Origin of the sequence: Paracoccus sp. T5, from assembly GCF_048538155.2 — a bacterium.
Taxonomy (GTDB): domain Bacteria; phylum Pseudomonadota; class Alphaproteobacteria; order Rhodobacterales; family Rhodobacteraceae; genus Paracoccus.
The window spans coordinates 1,528,134-1,547,608 of sequence record NZ_CM135809.1 but is presented as its reverse complement, the minus strand read 5'-3'; the positions used below and the strand labels follow the sequence as shown (position 1 = coordinate 1,547,608).

The 19,475-nt window shown below is 66.6% G+C and carries 21 protein-coding genes; 7 read left to right on the top strand and 14 right to left on the bottom strand.

The window, feature by feature from the left end:
* Positions 1–92: 92 nt before the first annotated feature.
* From ACNR9W_RS07640 to ACNR9W_RS07620, 5 genes are all read left to right on the top strand, one after another.
* Positions 93–998, top strand: coding sequence for a LysR family transcriptional regulator (locus tag ACNR9W_RS07640; protein WP_419268258.1), 906 nt, complete (start codon positions 93–95; stop codon positions 996–998).
* A gap of 317 nt (positions 999–1,315) precedes the next feature.
* On the top strand, positions 1,316–3,496 hold the full coding sequence (purL, locus tag ACNR9W_RS07635) for a phosphoribosylformylglycinamidine synthase subunit PurL (RefSeq protein WP_419268257.1): 2,181 nt from the start codon (positions 1,316–1,318) through the stop codon (positions 3,494–3,496).
* A complete protein-coding gene (locus ACNR9W_RS07630) occupies positions 3,493–4,638 on the top strand; it encodes a bifunctional 2-C-methyl-D-erythritol 4-phosphate cytidylyltransferase/2-C-methyl-D-erythritol 2,4-cyclodiphosphate synthase (RefSeq protein WP_419268256.1) in 1,146 nt (381 codons plus the stop codon). Before purL ends, ACNR9W_RS07630 begins: the two co-directional genes overlap by 4 nt.
* A 3-nt stretch (positions 4,639–4,641) precedes the next feature.
* The gene (locus ACNR9W_RS07625; protein ID WP_419268255.1) at positions 4,642–5,136 is read left to right on the top strand and encodes a phosphatidylglycerophosphatase A family protein; all 495 of its coding nucleotides are present in this window, start codon (positions 4,642–4,644) and stop codon (positions 5,134–5,136) included.
* Positions 5,133–5,603: a CinA family protein gene (locus ACNR9W_RS07620; protein WP_419268254.1), complete on the top strand. Its 471-nt coding sequence runs from the start codon at positions 5,133–5,135 to the stop codon at positions 5,601–5,603. Before ACNR9W_RS07625 ends, ACNR9W_RS07620 begins: the two co-directional genes overlap by 4 nt.
* Here the strand turns inward: ACNR9W_RS07620 and ACNR9W_RS07615 are convergent.
* The 11 genes from ACNR9W_RS07615 to ACNR9W_RS07565 form a co-directional block, all read right to left on the bottom strand.
* Positions 5,600–6,643 (bottom strand): threonine aldolase family protein, encoded by a 1,044-nt coding sequence (locus ACNR9W_RS07615; protein ID WP_419268253.1) that lies wholly within the window; start codon positions 6,641–6,643, stop codon positions 5,600–5,602. The two genes, ACNR9W_RS07620 and ACNR9W_RS07615, sit on opposite strands and share 4 nt — an antisense overlap.
* Positions 6,640–7,080 (bottom strand): YcgN family cysteine cluster protein, encoded by a 441-nt coding sequence (locus ACNR9W_RS07610; RefSeq protein ID WP_419268252.1) that lies wholly within the window; start codon positions 7,078–7,080, stop codon positions 6,640–6,642. Before ACNR9W_RS07610 ends, ACNR9W_RS07615 begins: the two co-directional genes overlap by 4 nt.
* Complete coding sequence (locus ACNR9W_RS07605; protein WP_419268251.1) at positions 7,080–8,009, bottom strand: bifunctional riboflavin kinase/FAD synthetase; 930 nt, start codon at positions 8,007–8,009, stop codon at positions 7,080–7,082. Before ACNR9W_RS07605 ends, ACNR9W_RS07610 begins: the two co-directional genes overlap by 1 nt.
* A gap of 31 nt (positions 8,010–8,040) precedes the next feature.
* Positions 8,041–8,484 (bottom strand): MaoC family dehydratase, encoded by a 444-nt coding sequence (locus ACNR9W_RS07600; RefSeq protein ID WP_419268250.1) that lies wholly within the window; start codon positions 8,482–8,484, stop codon positions 8,041–8,043.
* A 184-nt stretch (positions 8,485–8,668) separates the two neighbouring features.
* Positions 8,669–9,538 (bottom strand): TIGR01459 family HAD-type hydrolase, encoded by an 870-nt coding sequence (locus ACNR9W_RS07595; protein ID WP_419268249.1) that lies wholly within the window; start codon positions 9,536–9,538, stop codon positions 8,669–8,671.
* A complete protein-coding gene (locus ACNR9W_RS07590; RefSeq protein ID WP_419268248.1) occupies positions 9,538–10,455 on the bottom strand; it encodes a manganese-dependent inorganic pyrophosphatase in 918 nt (305 codons plus the stop codon). Before ACNR9W_RS07590 ends, ACNR9W_RS07595 begins: the two co-directional genes overlap by 1 nt.
* Positions 10,456–10,606: 151 nt before the next feature.
* Positions 10,607–11,116 (bottom strand): CarD family transcriptional regulator, encoded by a 510-nt coding sequence (locus ACNR9W_RS07585; protein WP_419268247.1) that lies wholly within the window; start codon positions 11,114–11,116, stop codon positions 10,607–10,609.
* Between the two features lie 310 nt (positions 11,117–11,426).
* Positions 11,427–11,765 (bottom strand): ferredoxin FdxA, encoded by a 339-nt coding sequence (gene fdxA / locus ACNR9W_RS07580; protein ID WP_419268246.1) that lies wholly within the window; start codon positions 11,763–11,765, stop codon positions 11,427–11,429.
* 30 nt (positions 11,766–11,795) lie between these two features.
* On the bottom strand, positions 11,796–12,098 hold the full coding sequence (locus tag ACNR9W_RS07575; RefSeq protein WP_419268245.1) for an RNA-binding S4 domain-containing protein: 303 nt from the start codon (positions 12,096–12,098) through the stop codon (positions 11,796–11,798).
* Position 12,099: 1 nt separating this feature from the next.
* Entirely contained in the window at positions 12,100–15,039 is a 2,940-nt protein-coding gene (locus tag ACNR9W_RS07570; RefSeq protein WP_419268356.1) for a helicase-related protein, read from the bottom strand.
* A 9-nt stretch (positions 15,040–15,048) separates the two neighbouring features.
* Positions 15,049–15,537 carry a tetratricopeptide repeat protein gene (locus tag ACNR9W_RS07565; RefSeq protein ID WP_419268244.1) on the bottom strand — a complete coding sequence of 163 codons (489 nt, stop codon included), beginning with the start codon at positions 15,535–15,537 and terminating at the stop codon, positions 15,049–15,051.
* A gap of 154 nt (positions 15,538–15,691) precedes the next feature.
* On the opposite strand from ACNR9W_RS07565, the gene ACNR9W_RS07560 reads away from it, so the two are divergent.
* Both ACNR9W_RS07560 and ACNR9W_RS07555 read left to right on the top strand, forming a co-directional pair.
* Positions 15,692–15,976: an SCP2 sterol-binding domain-containing protein gene (locus ACNR9W_RS07560; protein WP_419268243.1), complete on the top strand. Its 285-nt coding sequence runs from the start codon at positions 15,692–15,694 to the stop codon at positions 15,974–15,976.
* 4 nt (positions 15,977–15,980) lie between these two features.
* Positions 15,981–16,925, top strand: coding sequence for an alpha/beta fold hydrolase (locus ACNR9W_RS07555; RefSeq protein ID WP_419268242.1), 945 nt, complete (start codon positions 15,981–15,983; stop codon positions 16,923–16,925).
* A 3-nt stretch (positions 16,926–16,928) separates the two neighbouring features.
* Here ACNR9W_RS07555 and ACNR9W_RS07550 read toward each other — a convergent pair whose 3' ends face one another.
* Genes ACNR9W_RS07550 through ACNR9W_RS07540 form a run of 3 tightly spaced genes read right to left on the bottom strand, consistent with a single transcriptional unit; the run spans position 16,929 to position 19,427 of the window.
* Positions 16,929–17,864 carry a CBS domain-containing protein gene (locus ACNR9W_RS07550; protein ID WP_419268241.1) on the bottom strand — a complete coding sequence of 312 codons (936 nt, stop codon included), beginning with the start codon at positions 17,862–17,864 and terminating at the stop codon, positions 16,929–16,931.
* Complete coding sequence (ybeY, locus tag ACNR9W_RS07545; protein WP_419268240.1) at positions 17,864–18,358, bottom strand: rRNA maturation RNase YbeY; 495 nt, start codon at positions 18,356–18,358, stop codon at positions 17,864–17,866. The genes ACNR9W_RS07550 and ybeY overlap by 1 nt, the downstream gene beginning before the upstream one ends.
* Complete coding sequence (locus ACNR9W_RS07540; protein WP_111298876.1) at positions 18,351–19,427, bottom strand: PhoH family protein; 1,077 nt, start codon at positions 19,425–19,427, stop codon at positions 18,351–18,353. Before ACNR9W_RS07540 ends, ybeY begins: the two co-directional genes overlap by 8 nt.
* Positions 19,428–19,475 lie beyond the last annotated feature (48 nt).

Below are 19,475 nucleotides of genomic sequence, written 5' to 3'. Positions count from 1 at the left end.
TAAAATTCAGTTCTTGACGCGAGCGGCCCGGCACCGCAGGTGATGGACAGGTCTGCAAAAAGCGCATGGCTGTTATGACAGGATTGTAAAGGATGGACTGGGACAAGCTCAGAATCTTTCACGCGGTGGCCGATGCCGGCAGCCTGACCCATGCCGGCGACACGTTGCACCTGTCGCAATCGGCGGTCAGTCGGCAGATCCGCGCCTTGGAAGAATCGCTTGGGACCACCCTCTTCCACCGTCATGCGCGCGGACTGATTCTGACCGAGCAGGGCGAATTGCTGTTTGACGCGACCTCGGCCATGGCACGCAAGCTGGACAGCGCCTCGGCCCGCATCCGCGACAGCGAGCAGAACGTCTTTGGCGAACTGAAGGTGACCACCACGGTCGGCTTTGGCACCTTGTGGCTGGCCCCGCGCCTGGTGAAGCTCTACGAAAAATTTCCCGACCTGCGGATCGACCTGCTGCTGGAGGAGCGAGTGCTGGATTTGCCGATGCGCGAGGCCGATGTCGCCATCCGCATGAAAGAGCCCAGCCAGTCCGACCTGATCCGCCGCAGGCTTCTGAACATCCGGATGCGGCTTTACGCCAGCCCCGATTATCTGGCGGCGCGCGGCGAACCCGGCGCCCTGACGGATCTGGCCAAGCACCGGCTGATCTGCCAAAAGCCCGACCTTCCGCAGGTGGCGGCAGGTGCCCGCCTTGTCCAGGAACTCATGGCCCAGAACGTGGGCTCCACCCTGACCGTCAACAACTACTTCGGCGTGCTTCAGGCGGTGCTGGCCAATCTGGGCATCGGCGTGCTTCCCGATTACCTGACCGCAGATCATCCAAATCTGGTGCGCGTCTTTCCTGACGTGGAATCGGGCGAAGTCCCGGTGTTTCTGGCCTATCCCGAAGAACTTCGGCAGACGCGGCGCGTCGCGGTCTTTCGCGACTTCGTTCTGGAAGAGATTCAGGCCTATCGCCGGTACCAGAGCGAATCCGGCATCGAGTGATGGCCCCGGCGACCCGGCCTCATGCCGATGCCGCCCCCAACGTCAATTCTACTTAAGCGTGTAGCCATTACATCACTGCATGGCGGCTATGCTGCACATGCAGCGTCGTTTCTCTTGCGAAGTTCACAGCGTGCACATAAATCGGGCTCTGAAGGCGATGGTCCGCGTAACCGCGCATCACCTTCTACCTCCCTGTTGGACTTAGGCCGGGCCTCGTGCCCGGCTTTTTTTTGTTTTCGACAGCCCGCGCGTCCTTCCCATGCCCGAAGGCAGGCCGTAAAAGGCGCGTGATTTCATGCGCAGGAAGGGCCCGAACCATGCAGGAACCGACGATCACCCCGGATTTGATCGCCGCGCACGGGCTCAAGCCCGACGAATACGACCGCATCCTGCAGATCATCGGGCGCGAGCCCAGTTTCACCGAACTGGGCATCTTCAGCGCCATGTGGAACGAGCACTGCTCCTACAAGTCATCGAAGAAATGGCTGCGCACCCTGCCGACCGATGGGCCGCAGGTCATCTGCGGACCTGGTGAAAACGCCGGCGTTGTGGATATCGGCGATGGCCAGGCCGTCGTCTTCAAGATGGAGAGCCACAACCATCCCAGCTATATCGAGCCGCACCAGGGCGCCGCAACCGGCGTGGGCGGCATCCTGCGCGACGTCTTCACCATGGGCGCCCGCCCAATCGCCGCGATGGACGCGCTGTCCTTTGGCATGCCGGATCATCCCAAGACCGCGCATCTGGTCAAGGGCGTAGTCGAGGGGATCGGCGCCTATGGCAATGCCTTCGGCGTTCCGAACGTCGGCGGAGAGGTCCGTTTCCACCCCAGTTACAATGGCAACTGCCTGGTGAACGCCTTCGCGGCAGGCCTGGCCGATGCCGACAAGATCTTCTATTCGGCAGCCTCGGGTGTTGGCATGCCGGTGGTCTATCTGGGCGCCAAGACCGGTCGCGACGGCGTCGGTGGGGCCACCATGGCCAGCGCCGAGTTCGACGATACGATCGAGGACAAGCGCCCCACCGTGCAGGTCGGCGACCCCTTCACCGAGAAATGCCTGCTGGAGGCCTGCCTGGAGCTGATGGCCTCGGGCAGCGTGATCTCGATCCAGGACATGGGCGCCGCCGGCCTGACCTGCTCGGCCGTCGAGATGGGCGACAAGGGCGGCCTAGGGATCAAGCTGGTTCTGGACCACGTCCCGCAGCGCGAAACCGCCATGACGGCCTACGAGATGATGCTGTCGGAATCCCAGGAACGGATGCTGATGGTGCTGAAGCCCGAAAAGGAGGCCGAGGCGCGGGCGATCTTTGAAAAATGGGACCTGGATTTCGCCATCGTGGGCGAGACCATCCCCGAGGACCGCTTCCTGATCCTGCATGGCAACGAGGTCATGGCCGACCTGCCGCTGTCCAAGCTCAGCTCATCGGCGCCGGAATATGACCGCCCTTGGGTGGAAACGCCCGCCGCCGCCCCTGCGCCGACTTTGCCGGCCATCGCCCCCATCGACGGATTGCGGGCGCTGATCGGCAGCCCGAACCACGCCCACAAGGGCTGGGTCTGGGAGCAATACGACACCCAGGTCGGCGCCGACACGATCCGCCGTCCCGGCATGGGCGCGGGCGTGGTGCGCGTCCACGGGACCCGCAAGGCGCTGGCCTTCACCAGCGACGTGATCCCGCGTTATGTCAAGGCGAACCCCTTCGAGGGCGGCAAGCAGGCCGTGGCCGAGGCCTATCGCAACCTGACCGCCGTGGGCGCCCTGCCCCTGGCCACGACCGACAACCTGAACTTCGGCAACCCCGAAAAGCCCGAAATCATGGGCCAGCTGGTCGGCGCCATCAAGGGCATCGGCGAAGCGTGCAAGGCGCTCGACTTTCCCATCGTGTCGGGCAACGTGTCGCTTTACAACGAGACCGACGGCAAGGGCATCCTGCCGACGCCCACCATCGGCGGCGTCGGCCTGATCGCCGACCTGGACGACCTGATCGCGGGGCTTCCGGCCGAGGGCGATCTGGCCCTGGTCATCGGCGAGACGCGCGGCCATCTGGAGCAGTCGGCGCTGGCCTTCGAGGCCTTCGGGATCGAGGCGGGCGATGCCCCGCATGTGGACCTGGAGGCGGAACGCAAGAACGGCGAATTCCTGCGTCTGAACCGCAAGCAGGTTTCCTCGGCCACCGATCTGTCCGAGGGCGGGCTGGCGCTGGCAGCCTTCGAAATGGCCGAAGCGGCAGGTCGGGGCGTGACGCTGGACAGCGGCGACATCGGCCAGCTCTTCGGCGAGGATCAGGCCCGCTATCTGGTGGCATGCACTCCCCCGGCGGCCGAGGCGCTGACGGCGGCTGCCGCCGCAGCGGGCGTCACCATTGCCACGGTCGGCCACTTTGGCGGGGATAGCGTAACGCTCGGCGCCGACAGCGCCTCCCTGGCCGAACTGTCGGCCCTCTACCGCAGCGCGTTTGCGCGCGCCATCCGGGGCGACATGCCGGACCACGCATGACCGTCCGGGCCCCTGCCGGCTTTGCCGCGCTGATCACCGCGGCCGGTCGCGGGACCCGTGCGGGCGGCGATCAGCCCAAGCAGTGGCAGGTGCTGGCCGGCCAGCCCGTCCTGGATCGCACCTTGGCGGCCTTTCGCGGCTTTCAGCAGGTCGTGCTGGTCGTCAGCCCCGACGACATGGACCAAGCGATGGCCCGCTATGCCGGTTTGGCGGCCATCGTCACCGGCGGGCAGACCCGCGCGGACAGCGTGCGGGCCGGTCTTGCGGCGCTGGAGGGTCAGGCCAGCCATGTGCTGATCCATGACGGAGCGCGCCCCCTGGTCGGCGACAACGTCATCCAGGGCGTGATCGATGCGCTGCTATCGGGGGCCGAGGCCGCCGCACCCGCCCTGCCCGTCTCCGACGCGCTTTGGCAGGGTCACCAGGGCAGCGTTACCGGCACCACCGACCGCAGCGGCCTGTTCCGCGCGCAGACGCCGCAGGGCTTCCTGCTGTCGCGGATCGCGAAGGCCCACCGCACCTATCCCGGGGACGCCGCGGACGACGTGGAACTGGCCCGCAAGGCCGGGGTCGAGGTTGTCATCACGCCGGGCTCGGAAGATAATCTGAAGATCACCTTTCCCGCCGATTTCGCGCGGGCCGAACGCATCCTGGGAGGCACGATGGATATCCGCCTTGGCAATGGCTACGACGTGCATGCCTTTGGTCCGGGCGACCATGTCTGGCTCTGCGGGATCAAGGTCCCGCATGACGCGGGACTGGTGGGGCATTCGGATGCCGACGTGGGTATGCATGCCCTGACCGACGCCATCTATGGCGCCTTGGCGCAAGGCGACATCGGCCGCCACTTTCCGCCCAGTGATCCGCAATGGAACGGCGCCGACAGCGCCATCTTCCTCGCGCATGCGGCCGAACTGGCGCGCAGCCACGGCTTCCGCTTTGGCAATGCCGATGTGACGCTGATCTGCGAGGCGCCCAAGATCGGCCCCCATGCCGCCCGGATGCAGGACCGGCTGGCCCAGATCATGGGGCTCGACGCGGATCGGATCAGCGTCAAAGCCACCACGTCCGAGCGCTTGGGCTTTACCGGCCGCCGCGAGGGCATCGCCGCCATCGCCACCGCCACCCTGATCAAGGACTGACGCATGGAACGCCTGCTTTGCATCTGGTTCGGCGCCGGGCTGTTGCGCCCCGCCCCCGGCACCTGGGGGTCGGCCGTCGCGGTGGCGCTTGGGCTGCTGCTTCACCGGCTGGGGCATTTCCCGCTGCTGGCCCTGGCCACGGGCCTGGTGATCCTGCTGGGCTTCTGGGCCGTGCGGCGCTTCACTGCCGGGATGGAGGATCCCGATCGCAGCGAGATCGTCATCGACGAGGTGGCGGGCCAGTGGATCGCGCTTCTGTTCCCGTCCTTCGGGTTCTGGATGATGGATCTGGGCCCTGACCGCTTTCCCTGGCCGGGCTGGGTCGCGGCCTTTGTCTTCTTCCGGCTCTTCGACATCTGGAAGCCCTGGATCATCGGGCGGGCCGACCGGCGCCGTGACCCGGCGGGCGTGATGCTGGACGACCTTTGGGCGGGCCTCTTCGCAGGTCTTGCCACGATGGTCGCGGCGGCGGCGTTCCACATCCCGCTGATGCTATGACCCTGGCCGCCGATGTCCTGGACGCCGCCCGCGCGCGCGGCGTGATGATCGCCACCGCCGAAAGCTGCACCGGCGGCCTGATCGCCGGCGCCCTGACCGAGGTTCCGGGATCGTCGGATGCAGTGGATCGGGGCTTTGTCACCTATTCCAATGCCGCGAAGATGCAGATGCTGGGTGTGCGGCCCGACACGCTGGAGGCGCAAGGCGCCGTCAGCGAAGAGGTTGCGGCCCAGATGGCTGCCGGGGCGCTGCGCCATTCGCAGGCGGGCATCGCGATTTCGGTGACAGGGATCGCGGGACCGGGCGGGTCGGAACACAAGCCCGAGGGTCGCGTCTGCTTCGGCATCGCCGAACCCTTCGGCACGCGCACCGAGACCGTGGAATTCGGCGCCATCGGCCGCCATCGTGTCAGGGCCGCCACGGTCGAACACGCGCTGCAGATGCTGCTGCACGCCCTGAGGGGCTAGCCGCGCAGGATCGCCGCCAGCGCCTCGACATCCCCATCGGGCGTGTCCCAAGCGCAGACCAGGCGCAGCGGCACCGGGTCCAGCCCTTCGGCCGATTTGTCGGGCCAAAGGTGATAAATCGCCCCTGCGGCGCGGGCACGGGCATGGGTCTCGGCCGGAATGGCGGCAAAGACCGCGTTCGACTGGACCGGCTGCAGCAACTGTCCGCCGCCCTGTGTCAGGGCCTCGGCCAGATGCGCGGCCTTGGCATTGGCCAGCCTGGCCAGCTCCAGCCACAGACCATCATTGGCCAGCGCCAGCATCTGCGCCGCCAGGAAGCGGTTCTTGGAAAAGACATGCCCCGCCTGCTTGCGGCGATAGTCGAACCCTTCGGCCTGCGCCGGGTCAAAGAAGACCACCGCCTCGGCCGCCATGGCACCGTTCTTGGTGCCGCCCAGGCACAGCGCGTCGACACCCGCGCGCCAGGTCAGGTCTGCGGCCGAACAGCCAAGCGACGCCACGGCATTGGCAAACCGCGCGCCGTCCATGTGCAGCGGTACGCGCGCCTCTTGCGCGACGGCCGCGAGCGCGGCCACTTCGGCGGGCGCATAGACCGTGCCCCATTCCGTGGCATTGGTGATGGACACAAGGGCGTTCCGCCCACCGTTCAGCCCGCCATCGGCCCCCAGCTTCAGCGCCTGCGACAGCGTCTGCGGCGCCAGCCTGCCACCCATGCCGGGCAAGGTGATCAGCTTGGCGCCATGGGCAAAGAACTCGGGCGCGGCGCATTCGCTGGTCTCGATATGCGCGTCCTCGTGGCAATAGATGCGGCCGAAGGGGGGCGACAGCTGCGCGCAGACCAGCGCATTGGCGGCCGTTCCGGTCGCCACGAAACGGACCACCGCGTCCGGCGCCTCCAGCAGCGCGCGGATCGCATCGGCGGCCTGCGCCGTTACGGGGTCCGCGCCATAGCCCATCACGGGTCCGGCAGAGTTCGCCTCCGCCAGCGCGGTCATGACGGCGGGATGGGCGCCGTAGGAATTGTCCGAGGCGAAATTCACGACAGGTCCTCGATGATGTGGTCTTCCCAATCGTCCTCGGTCACCGACAGCTCGCTGACCGTCCAGCCGCGCACGCTGGCCCCGGCGCTGTGCACCGTCTCGGGGTCGCCCGAAATCAGGTGGTGCCACGGGTAAAGCGGCTTTCCCTCGTGGCGCAGGCGATAGGCACAGGTGGCCGGCAGCCACCAGGCGATCTCCTTGATCTTGGCCGGCGTCAGGACCACGCAATCCGGCACGAAGCTGTGGCGGTTGCCATAGCTGCTGCAGCGGCAGGCCTCTCCGTCCAGCAGCTTGCAGGCAACCCGGGTGAAGGCCAGCTCGTTCGTATCCTCGAACTCGATCTTGTTCAGGCAGCACTTGCCGCAGCCGTCGCAAAGGGCCTCCCACTCGTCGGCGGCCAGCTTGGGCAACGGCAGTTCCCAGAAGCGGTCCCGCATCAGCGGCCTGCCAATAGACGCCTGGCGTCCTCGGCATCCTGCGCGATCTGCGCGATCAGGGTGTCGATGCTGTCGAACTTGGCCTCGTCGCGCAGGAAATCGACCAGCGCCACCGACAGGTGCTGACCATAAAGGTCGCCCGAATAGTCGAACAGGTGCACTTCGAGGTTCGGGGTATTGCGCCCGAACATCGGCCGCACCCCGAGCGAGGCGACGCCCCGGCAGGACAGCCTGTCGGGCCCCGTCAGCACGTCGACCAGCACCGCATAGACGCCAAGGCGCGGCAGGTGCAGGTCATCCATGCGCATGTTGGCGGTGGGCCAGCCAAAATCGCGACCGCGCTTGTCGCCATGCACGACCTCGCCCTCGATGCGGTGCCAATGTCCCAGCATCCGCTCGGCATCATGCGTCCGTCCCTCGGTCAGCGCCTGCCGGATCGCGGTCGAGCTGAACTCGGCCTTGCCGTTGCCCACCAGCGGCACGATCGTCACGCCAAAGCCGAATTGCGCGCCCAGTTCCTGCAGCGTTGCGGCGGTGCCCGCGCGGTTCTTGCCAAAGCAGAAATCCGCCCCGACCGTCACATGCGCGACACCCAGCCCCTCGGTCAACACCTCGCGGGCAAAGCATTCCGGCGTCAGGCCCGCCAGAACCGGACCGAACGGCAGTTCGTAAAGCTGCTGGACGCCAAGGCGGCAGAGACGATTGGCCCGCGCCTCGGCGTTCATCAGACGAAACGGCGCGGCGTCGGGGGCGAAATACTGGCGCGGATGCGGCTCGAAGGTCAGGATGCCCAAGGGCGCGTCCGAGGCGGCCCGGGCCGCATCTATGACAGCGCGATGGCCCTTGTGGACGCCATCGAAATTTCCCATGGCGATCGAGGCGCCCCGCGCCTCGGTCGGAAGTCCAGTCCAGTCGCGGTGGATCTGCAATGCGCCCCCAATGGGACGCCCGCGCGCCCCCTCAGTCGAACTTGCGGCTCGGGGCCAGCACGACCGCCTCGCCTTTCAGCACGACCGTATCGCCCACGAGGCAGCGGGTTGCAAGCGTGACCCTCCGTTTCGCGTGATCGATGGCCTCGACCTGCACCTCGGCCCGCACCATGTCGCCGGGGCGGACGGGCGCCATGAACTTCAGCGTCTGTCCCAGATAGACGGTCCCGTGCCCCGGCAGCTGCTCTCCGATGACGGCCGAGATCAGGCCCGCCGTCAGCATCCCATGGGCGATGCGGCCCTCGAAGATCGTGTCCTGCGCATAGGCATCGTCCAGATGCACCGGGTTCCGGTCGGTCGACACCTCCGCGAACAGTTCGATATCCCGGTCCGTCACCAGCTTTTGCAGGTGGCGCATCATGCCCACTTCCAGATCCTCGATGACGATCGTGCCGCGCGGAAGATTGTCCAGCATCTTGGGATCCATTGTCTTGACCAGCCCAGGGATGAATGCCGCATAGCAGCATTAACATCATAGCGCAATAAAATATCAATTCAATGAGACTTTAGGACCGTATGTTGCTTCCAAAAAAGCGGGAGGCACAACGCAAAAGGCCCGCGCCTGGGGCGCGGGCCTTTTGTCGGTTGGGAAAATGCCATTACCGCAGGCGCCCGATCGCGTAGGTCGGGCGTCGCTGCTGGACCGCCAGCCATTCGTCCAGAAGACCCGCATCGGGATCTTCCACATCCGTCCCAAAGGCCTCGGCAGCCAAACCCCCGGTGACAAAGATCGAATCGATCCCCTGCTGCTCGGCGCCCAGGATGTCGGTCCCGATCCCGTCGCCAACGGCCAGGTACCGGGCCTCGGCGCCCAACCCCATCAACTGACGCGCGCGCTGATAGATGGGCGCATGCGGCTTGCCGAAATAGAGCGCCTGCCCACCCAAGCTTTCGTAGAATTCGGCCAGGGCCCCCGCGCAATAGATCCGCGTCTCGCCCAGGTCGACCACGATGTCGGGATTGGCGCAGAGCATCGGCAGCCCGCGGTCGCGGGCATCGATGAAGCGGGCACGGTAATCCTCCGGCGTCTCCTTGATCTCGTCGAAGGGACCCGAGGCGACGATGCCTTCGGCCTCGGCCAGTTGCACCCGGCGGATCGGCGCTGCGGCCGCATGCACCTCCGGCACGTCGTCAAAGAAGCCCAGGTCCTTTTCGGTGCCGATATGCCAGACCTTCAGGCCCACCGCGCCCGCGAACATCGCGTCTTGGGCCGCGTCGCCGGAACTGACGACCAGATCCCAGGCATCGCGCGGCACGCCCATCCGGTCCAGCTGTGCGATGACATACTGGCTGGGGCGTGGGGCATTGGTCATCAGGCAGACCTTGCCGCCCTGAGCCCGATACGCCTGCAGCGCCGCGACGGCCGCCGGATAGGGCTGCTTGCCATTATGCAGGCAGCCCCAGAGGTCGCAGAACAGCGCGTCGTAGCCGGCCGAGATCTCGGCCAGCGAAGCGATGATGCGCGGCATCAGACGGCCAGGACCGGGATGATCTGCTTCTTGCGGCTCATCACGCCCGGCAGCACCACCGTGTCGCCGTCGACGGTCGCGGCAAAGCTGCGCTCGGCTACCTGCTTGACGAAAGCATTAGGGACCAGCAGCGTCGCCTGTTCGCGCAGGATGTCCACGATGAAGAGCAGCACCTCGTCCGCGCCATCATCGGCCGCGACTTTGGGCATGGCCGCCATCAGCGACATCTTGCGGTCCAGCAGGACCTGCGGCGCGGTGGTTTCCAGAACCGAAACGCGCAGCTGCTTGCCGCCCAGTTCGTATTCCTTGCTGTCCATGCGCAGCAGCGCCTCGTCGCTGAAGGCGCTGACGTCGGACTTGGCGGCAAACATCTCGGCCGCGAAATCGGTGATGTTGACGCCCAGGTCGGCGGCCAGCTTCTCGGCCACCGCGCGGTCATGCTCGGTCGTCGTCGGGCTGCGGAACTCCAGCGTGTCGGACAGGATGCAGGTCAGCATCGCGCCCTTGATCGTCTCCGGGGCGCGGGCCATGTCCTCGCCGATCAGGTCATGCATGATGGTGGCGGTGCAGGCCAGCGGCCGGATCGTGATATTGATGGGCGAGCGCGTCTTGATGCCGCCGGCCAGCAGGTGGTGGTCGATGATCTCGATCACGTCGGCCTGATCCAGCGATGCGGGCAGCTCGGCCGGGTTGTTGGTGTCGACGATGACGCACTGGTCGCCTGCAGCCACGTCCGCGATGATCTGCGGCATGGCCAGGTTCCAGCGGTTCAGCATCCACAGCGCCTCGGTGTTCGGCTCGCCTTGCAGAACGGCTTCGGCGGGGGTCCTGCGGACCTCGTTCAGGTACCAGGCCCAGATGATGGGCGAGCCGGTCGAATCCGTGTCGGGGGAAGTATGGCCGAAAACCTTGATCATGGTGTGCCTCGAGCGTTTCGCAGTGGGAGTTTGCGCGGGTTATAGGCGGCTGCCCAAGCGTTGTCCACGGCGGGAACAACGGTTCTGGGGCGGGTCGATGCAGCAAGGGGCGCCCCTGAGGACGCCCCTTGCCGCAAATTCCAGAAAAAGATCAGGCCGCGCGCGAGGTCAGCACGTCTTCCACGCGCTTCTGCGCGCCGCCTTCGTCCAGCCCGGCCACGGCGGCCACTTCACGGGTCAACCGGTCCAGCGCGGCTTCGTACAGCTGGCGTTCCGAATAGGACTGCTCGCGCTGGTCGTCGCTGCGGTGCAGGTCACGCACCACTTCGGCGATGGACATCAGGTCGCCGGAATTGATCTTCTGCTCGTATTCCTGGGCGCGGCGCGACCACATCGCACGCTTGACGCGGGCCTTGCCCTTCAGCGTCTCCAGCGCACGGTCGATCAGATCAGGCGTCGACAGGCTGCGCATCCCGATCTCGGAGGCACGCGCGGTCGGAACGCGCAGGGTCATCTTGTCCTTGTCGAAGGAAATGACGAACATTTCCAGCCGCAGGCCTGCGACCTCCTGTTCTTCGATGGACACGATCCGGCCCACGCCATGCGCGGGATAGACGACGAACTCGTCGGGGCGGAATTCGTTCTTCTTGGATTTCGACATCTGGCTTCCTTTGGACAGCGCCCTTTGACGGGCACAAAGGGCCGGAGGAGGCGTCGGCCCCCTTCGGTCCGTTTTGAATTGTATATGTTGCCCCTGCCCGGCAGAGGGCGTGGGGGACGGCAGCTTCGGGCACTTCCCGAGAGCCCCTGACCTGCATCAGAGGCGCGTCTGCGGCTAACATAACACAAAAATGCCATAAAAAAAAGCGTCAGCACTGATGCCGGGTGCAGCCGGCGCGCGGACGCTTTCTTATGGTTCTTGAGCGCCTTAGCGCCAACATCTTCGGCAGCGGGATCCTTGACTGACCGAATCAGTCGCCTTCGCCGGGCGCTTCCGAAAAATACTTCTCCAACTTGCCTTCCTGGCCGTCCATTTCGGCGGCGGTCGGCAATGGGTCCTTCTTGCGCGTGATCACCGGCCATTGCTCGGAGTACTTGCGGTTGAACTCGACCCACTGCTCCATGGCAGGCTCGGTGTCCGGACGGATGGCGTCGGCCGGGCATTCGGGCTCGCAGACGCCGCAGTCGATGCATTCGTCCGGGTGGATGACCAGCGTGTTCTCTCCCTCGTAGAAACAGTCCACGGGGCAGACTTCAACGCAGTCCGTGTATTTGCACATGATGCAGTTGTCGGTCACGACATAGGTCATCTGGGCACTCTTGTCCTGGTGTTCGCGGTGTCAACTAGTCGCTTCGGTCGGATCAATCAACCCGTCGCGGTCTTCCAGATACAGCTGCTGCGCCTCCGGCGCCGGGCCGCGACGATCGGTCAGCCCGGTCACCGTCAGGCTGCGCACCCGGCCATGGGCCGAAACCGTCAGCCGGTCCCCCGGCCGCACCGCCCGCCCCGGCTTGCGGCAGGGCTGTCCGTTCACCCGGATGCCGCCGCCCTCGATGCGGTCGGCAGCCAGGCCGCGCGTCTTGAAGATCCGCGCGTAGAACAGCCACTTGTCCAGCCGCAGCCCTTCGGCCGCTTCGGTCACGTCAGGTCTTGTCCTTCAGCGCAGCAAGGATCGCGAAGGGGCTGTCGGGATCAGCCTTCTTCTCGGGGCGCGAGGTAAAGGTCTTGGGCGCGTTGTGCGATGGCTTGCCGCCGCCCTTCTTGCCGCCTTCGAACTTGCCGCCCGGCTTGCCCTGCCCACGCCGACGCTCTCCCTGCGGGGCATCCCCGCGCGGGCGGTCGCCCGGCGCCGCATCCTTGACCGGGGCATCGCGCCGGGGGCCGCGGCGCTCGCCTTGCGGGCGGTCGCCTTGGGGCCGGTCGGCTTGGCCGCGATCGCCCTGCGGGCGGTCGCCGCGCGGATGGCGGTTGCCGCGCGGACGGGGCGCCCATTTGAAGGTGTAGAACACCTCCATCTCGGGTGCGGCCGCCTCGGCAGCCTCTGCCTCGGGGGCAGCCTCCGCATCCGCCGCCTCGGCCGCGCGCTTTTCGGCCTGCTCGGCCTCCCACTTGGCACGGGTCTCGGCGGCCAGGACCGACTCTTCCTCGGTCATCGGGGCAACCGAACCCTCGCCCTCGGGCGCGGGGGCCACAACGGGAACTTCCACGGCCTTGACCTTGGCACGCTCGGATTTCTCGGCGGCATAGCCCAGGCCCTGCATCAGGCCCGAAAACTGCTCCAGCGTCATCCCGGTGATGGACAGCATGTCGGGATTGGCCTCAAAGCCGCCGCGCGTGTCCTGGGCGCGCAACAGATCGGCCAGGCGCTCCAGCATGTCGATGCGGATCGCGCGTTCGCCGGCAGGGCGATAGCCCGACAGGGTATAGACCTGGTCCGGAACCTCATCCAGATGCGGGATGGTCACCAGGCCCGGCGGGGGGCTTTCCGGGAATTCGTCCAGACCCTGCGCCAGCGACCACAGCACCAGCCGCAGACGCGTCGGCGCGGGCTTCAGCAGCGCCGGCATGAAGATGGTGAACTGGCCGAACCGCACACCGTGCTTGCGCAGCGCGCCGCGCGACTCCTGGTCCAGCTCCTTGACCTCGTTCGCCACGCCGTCGCGCGGCAGGACGCCAAGCGCCTCGACCAGGCGGAAGGCGAAGCCGCGGGCCAGGCCCGTCAGCGCCTCGTCCTTCTGCAGCGTCAGCAGCGGCTCGAACAGCGCGGCCACCTTGCGGTCGATGAAATGCTGCAGGCGACGACGCACCTTGTCGGCGATCTCGGGGCCCGCCTCCTCGTCCACGAAGACCTCGACGCCGGGATGCAGCGGATCGGATCCCTTGACCAGCTTGCCGACCGCATGGCTGCCCCACATCAGGCCGCCCTGCTCGGTATAGTCCATCTCTGTGTCGGGCGCGTTGTAGAAACGGTCCGCGCGCAGGTGGAATTCGGGCTTCAGCGCCTCATAGCTGGCGCGGTTCAGCATCCTTGCCTCGTCCGCGGTCGCGGTCTGGTCGGGGCGAAAGCGGAAACCCTCCAGACGGCCGGCGAATTCGCCCTCGACGGTCACTTCGCCCTTGTCGTTCACTTCGGCCACGAGGCTCTCCTTCTGCTTGAGCCGGCGCAACAGCACGGATGTGCGCCGATCCACAAATCGTTGGGTCAGTGCCGCGTGCAGCGCGTCTGACAGGCGGTCTTCTACAGCGCGCGTTTCCCCGCGCCAATGCTTTTCGTCCGCGACCCAGCCCGTTCTTTGCGCGACATAGGTCCAGGTGCGGATAAAGGCCAGGCGCTTGGAGATGGCGTCGATGTCGCCCTGGGTCTTGTCGATGCGCTTGATCGCGCGGTCCAGCCAGTCCGCCGGGATGTGCCCGTCCTGCAGGAAACCGAACAGCCGCGCCAGCAGCGTGGCATGTTCCATGTGAGAAATGCCCCTGAAATCAGGCACCCGACAGATGTCCCACAGCAGGCGGACATCCTTGCCGCCCTGCACGCGGTCGCGGATCTCGGGCATCTCGCGCAGCAGCTTCAGCGCGCCCAGGTCGTCGGCTTCGCGACCCCGGCCCAGCAGTTCGTGGCCCGACCCCGCCTCCAGGCTTTCCACCAGCCGGTCCATCGTGCCGAATTCCAATCGCGTGTTGCGCCAGGTCAGCCGCTGGATCGGGGCAAAGCGGTGGTTCTCCAGCGCGTCGATCAGGCCCTCGTCCAGGATCTGCGCCTCGCCGGTGACGCCGAAGGTGCCGGATTCGGTATGCCGCCCGGCCCGTCCGGCGATCTGGCCCATCTCGTGCGGGAACAGCGGGCGGACGCGGCGGCCGTCGAACTTGTGCGTGGCGCTGAAGGCCACGTGGCGGATGTCCAGGTTCAGGCCCATGCCGATGGCGTCCGTGGCGACCAGGTAATCCACCTCGCCGTTCTGGTACATCTCGACCTGCGCATTGCGCGTTCGCGGCGACAGCGCCCCCATCACCACCGCGCAGCCGCCCTTCTGGCGGCGCAGCAGTTCGGCCATGGCATAGACGTCATCGACGCTGAAGCCGACGATGGCGCTGCGCGCGGGCATCCGCGACAGCTTTTTCGACCCGGCCCAGGACAGGTTCGAGAACCGCTCGCGCCGGATGAACTGCGCCTCGGGGACCAGGGCCGCGATGGCCGGGCGCATCGTGTCGCTGCCCAGGAACAGCGTCTCGTGCAATCCGCGCATGTTCAGCAGGCGGTCGGTGAAGACATGGCCGCGCCCCGGGTCGGCGCAGAGCTGGATCTCGTCGATGGCGACGAAATCGGCGCCGATCTCGGGCATCGCCTCGGTGGTCGCCACCCAGTACTGGACCCGGTCGGGGACGATCCGCTCCTCTCCGGTGACCAGCGCCACGACCGAGGGGCCGCGCGCCTTGACGATCCGGTCATAGACCTCGCGCGCCAAAAGGCGCAGCGGCAGGCCGATGACCCCGGTCCGGTGGCCCAGCATGCGCTCGATCGCATGATGGGTCTTGCCGGTGTTGGTGGGGCCCAGAATGGCGGTGACCCGGCCGCGAGACGACATGTTCATGGCCTAGATATCGGTGCCGATGCGCTTGCGTTCCAGACGTGCGACGCCATCAATTGCTTCCTGCTGGTGGGGATGGATCTTCAGGCTCTCGCGATAGGCGGTCAGGGCGCGGTCATCCTCGCCCATCTCCTCCAGCATGGCGCCCAGTTGGGTCAGGGCCGCGAAGTGCCGCGGTTCCAGTTCCAGCGCGCGCGCCAGGTCGGCCAGCGCGGGGCCGAACTGGCCCGATGCGGCAAAGGCCGCGGCACGGGCCTGAAACCCCGCCGCGAAATCCGGGGCATGGTCGGTCAGCGCGCTCAGATGCCCGATCGCGGTCGGGATGTCGCCCATGTCCAGCGCCTCCTCGCCCCGGCGCAGCAACAGGTCCATGGCGGGGGACCCGGAGCGCGACCATTCCCGCAGGATGTCGCTTTCCGCGATCCGCCAGCCCTCGCCCTCCGGGGCGGCCAGACGGGCAAAGGCATCGTCCAGTGGCGCGGCCCAACCGGCCACCGGCAAGATGCTTGCAAAAATGAGGAAAATCGTCAGAACTCTGTGACGCAGTGCCGCGACGGCATTCTGGAAAACGGGGCGGTCCAGGCTCATATGAAGGGTGTAACCCAGCCCGCATGTCGGGCGCCAGCCCAAGCGCATCAAGAGGATCAAAATGAGCCAAGTCGTGAACGCCGCCGTCGAGAAACTGAGCCAGAAGATCGACAGCTTCGAATCCACCGCCAAGTTCGTGATCAAGGACGAGGGCGCGATCATGATCGACGAATCCGGCGTGCGCGCCGGCGACGAAGAGGCCGAGGTGACGCTGACCGCATCGCGCGAAACCTTCGAGGGCATCCTGAACGGCGACGTGAACCCCGCCACCGCCTTCATGACCGGCAAGCTGGCCATCGACGGCTCGATGGGCGTGGCGATGCAGCTGGGGCAGAAGCTCTCCTGACCTGATGGAGCAGGCGCCCTTCCATCAACTGCCCGACGATCCGCGCGCGCCCGCGCGTGCCTTCTATGTCCGGGCCGAGGATGGGGTCCGCCTGCGCCTCGCCTTCTGGCAGACCGACAGGATTGCGTGCCGCGGCAGCGTGCTGCTGTTTCCCGGCCGCACCGAATATGTCGAGAAATATGCCCCCATTGCCAGCCTGCTGGTGGAGCATGGCTATGACGTGTTGGCGGTGGACTGGCGCGGACAGGGCCTGTCGGACCGGCTGCAGCGCGATCCGCGCCCCGGCCATATCGGCGAATTTTCCGACTATCAGCAGGACGTGATCGAAACGGTGGTGGCGGCCGGTGAACTGGACCTGCCGCGTCCCTGGCACCTGCTGGCCCATTCCATGGGCGGCTGCATCGGGCTGGCAGCGCTGGAAGCCGGTCTGCCGGTCCGGACAGCGGTCTTTTCGGCGCCCATGTGGGGGATCAACCTGCGTCGGATGCAGCACGGGGTGGCGCTGGGGATCGCGTATCTGGCCGGGCGCGTCGGACGCGGCGGGTTTGCGGCGCCGGGCAGCGGCGGCGGGGACACCACTTATGTCCTCGATGAAAGCTTTTCCGCCAATCTGCTGACACAGGACCCGGATGAATGGGCCCGCATGGTGCGCGAGGCCGCGCATTGGCCCGACCTGACCATCGGCGGCGCCAGCTTCGATTGGGTCGGCAAGGCGCTGAACGAATGTGTCCGCCTGTCGCGCATTCCATCGCCTCCGCAACCGATGCTGGTGTCGCTCGGCTCCGAGGAAAAGGTCGTCTCGCCCGGCGCCATTCGCGACCGCGCCGCCCGCTGGCCCGGCGGCCATCTGCTGGAGGTTGCCGGTGCCCGCCATGAGGTGATGATGGAGACGCCCGACCTGCGCGCCCGGTTCTTCGACGCGATGCTGGCCCGGTTCGAGGAAGACTGAGCCTCAGTCGCCCCGCTTCTGCTCCGGGGGTGTGGCACGACTGCCGGTCAGGGTCGCGACGCTTGGCAGGCGCAGCCGGATCCGCTTGAGCCGGCGCGGATCGGCATCCACCACCTCGAACTCGGCGCCAGAGGGGTGGGCGATCACCTCTCCGCGCAGCGGCACGCGGCCGGCCAGCATGAAGATCACGCCGCCCAGCGTGTCGACCTCCTCGGTTTCATCCGCATCCATCAGGCGCAGCCCGGTTTCCTGTTCGACATCCGACAGGCCCGCGCGCGCCTGGATCAGCCATTGGCCGGGCTTTTCCCTGACCCAAAGACCGCCTTCATCCTCGTCATGCTCGTCCTCGATCTCGCCGATCACCTGCTCGATCAGGTCCTCGATCGTGACCAGGCCGTCGACGCCGCCATATTCGTCGATCACCAGCGCCATGTGGATGCGCTTGGTCTGCATCTGCTGCAGCAGGACGCCGATGGGCATCGAGGGCGGCACGTAAAGCAGCGGCCGCAGCATGGGGCGCAGGGTGAACTTTCCCCCTGCCCCGAACCCGTGCTTCAGCGCCAGGTCCTTCAGGTGGATCATGCCAAGCGGGCTGTCCAGCGTGCCCCGGAACACCGGGATCCGCGAAAAGCCGTGTTCGCGGAACATCGTGACCAGGTCGTCCAAGGTGATGTTCAGCGGTGCGGCGATGATCTCGACCTTGGGAATGGCCACGTCGTCGACCCGCATCCGCCGCAGGTTCAGAAGGCCGGGCTTGCCGGGGCCGTGTCGCTGAACCTCGGCCGGAGGATCGGCCTCGGCGCCCGTCAGCGCATGCAGGACGCGCCCGAAGAAGCCTCTGGAACTGGGGGCGTCCTGCTCCTCCTCCGACATTCGGTCAGGGCCGGATTGCGGCGCCTGATCGGAGGAGTAGTCGGGTAATCGGGCCTCGGAACTCATCAGCTTGTCTCCCTGTAGGGGTCGGCAATGCCCAGATCCTGCAGGATGGCGCGCTCCGTCGCCTCCATGAATTCGGCATCGGGATCGTTTTCGTGGTCATAGCCCAGCAGGTGCAGCGTCGCGTGAACCAGCAGGTGCGTCACGTGATCGGCAACCGGCTTGCCCTGCTCTGCCGCCTCGGCAAGACAGGTTTCGTAGGCGATGGCGATGTCGCCCAGCTCGTCCTCGTCAGGCATGACCGGGCGCGCACCGGGCGGGTGCGGCAGATGCTCGACCGAGGGCCAGGACAGCACATTCGTCGCGCGCGGCTTGCCCCGGAAATCGGCGTTCAGCGCCGAGATCCGCAGGTCGTCGCAGCCCATGACGACCACCTCGCCGCCGATCCGGTGCCAGCGCAGCGTCGCCTCGACCGCTCGGGCCGCCAGCTGTTCAAGGCCGGCGGCCTCCCATCGCTCGTCTTCGATGACGCAATCGGCAGTTATCTGGTCAGGCATCGTTCCGCATCTGCCGACGGGGTGCATATTGCCCCCGCAGCCCTTCTGTTTCCCCGCGGGCAACCGCCGCGACTTCCTCGGCGTCATAGGCCTTGATGATCCGCGCGACAAGCGGGTGGCGCACAACGTCATCGGCGGTGAAATAGCTGAAGCTGATGCCCTTGACCCCTGCCAGGATCTTTTCGGCATCGACCAGGCCCGACTGCATGCCGCGCGGCAGGTCGATCTGCGTCCGGTCGCCGGTGATGACCATGCGGGACCCCTCACCCAAGCGTGTTAGGAACATCTTCATCTGCATCGAACTGGCGTTCTGCGCCTCGTCCAGCACCACGAAAGCCCGTGAAAGCGTACGCCCGCGCATGAAGGCCAAGGGCGCGATCTCGATCCGCTTTTCCTCCACCAGCTTCTGCATCTGCTTGGCGGGCAGGAAGTCGTTCAGCGCATCATAGAGCGGCTGCATGTAAGGATCGACCTTCTCCTTCATGTCGCCGGGAAGGAAGCCCAAGCGTTCGCCCGCCTCGACGGCGGGGCGCGACAGGATGATCTTGTCGACCTGGCCGCCGATCAGCATCGTGACGCCCACGGCGACCGCCAGATAGGTCTTGCCGGTGCCGGCCGGACCGATGCCAAAGGCCAGTTCATTCTGGAACAGGGCGCGGACATAGGCCTTCTGCGCATCGGTGCGCGGCTCGACCGATTTCTTGCGGGTGCGCAGCTCGTAATTGCCCTGTGCGAACATCTCCAGCTGTTCGGTCGGGGTGATCTCGGCGACGGGGTCCACGCCCATGCGCAGGGCGGCCTCGATCTCGGGCAGGCTGACCGGCCGCTGCTGCTCCAGGCGGGCATAAAGGGCGCCGAGGATCTGGGCCGCCTCGGCCTGGGCCTCGGGGTCGCCGACAATGGCAAGCTGGTTCCCGCGGCGCAGGATATGCACGGCAAGCGCTTCCTCGATCCGCGCCAGGTGGCGGTCATTGGCGCCGCACAGGTCGATCAGCAGCCGGTTGTCGGGGAATTCCAGCAGGGTTTCAGCCGAAGGGGTCGCAACGGGGGGCGTCGGGGTTAGGCCCAAATCTTTCTCCTGCTCAGGCGTCGGTTTCTATGGTGGCAAGCCGTGGGG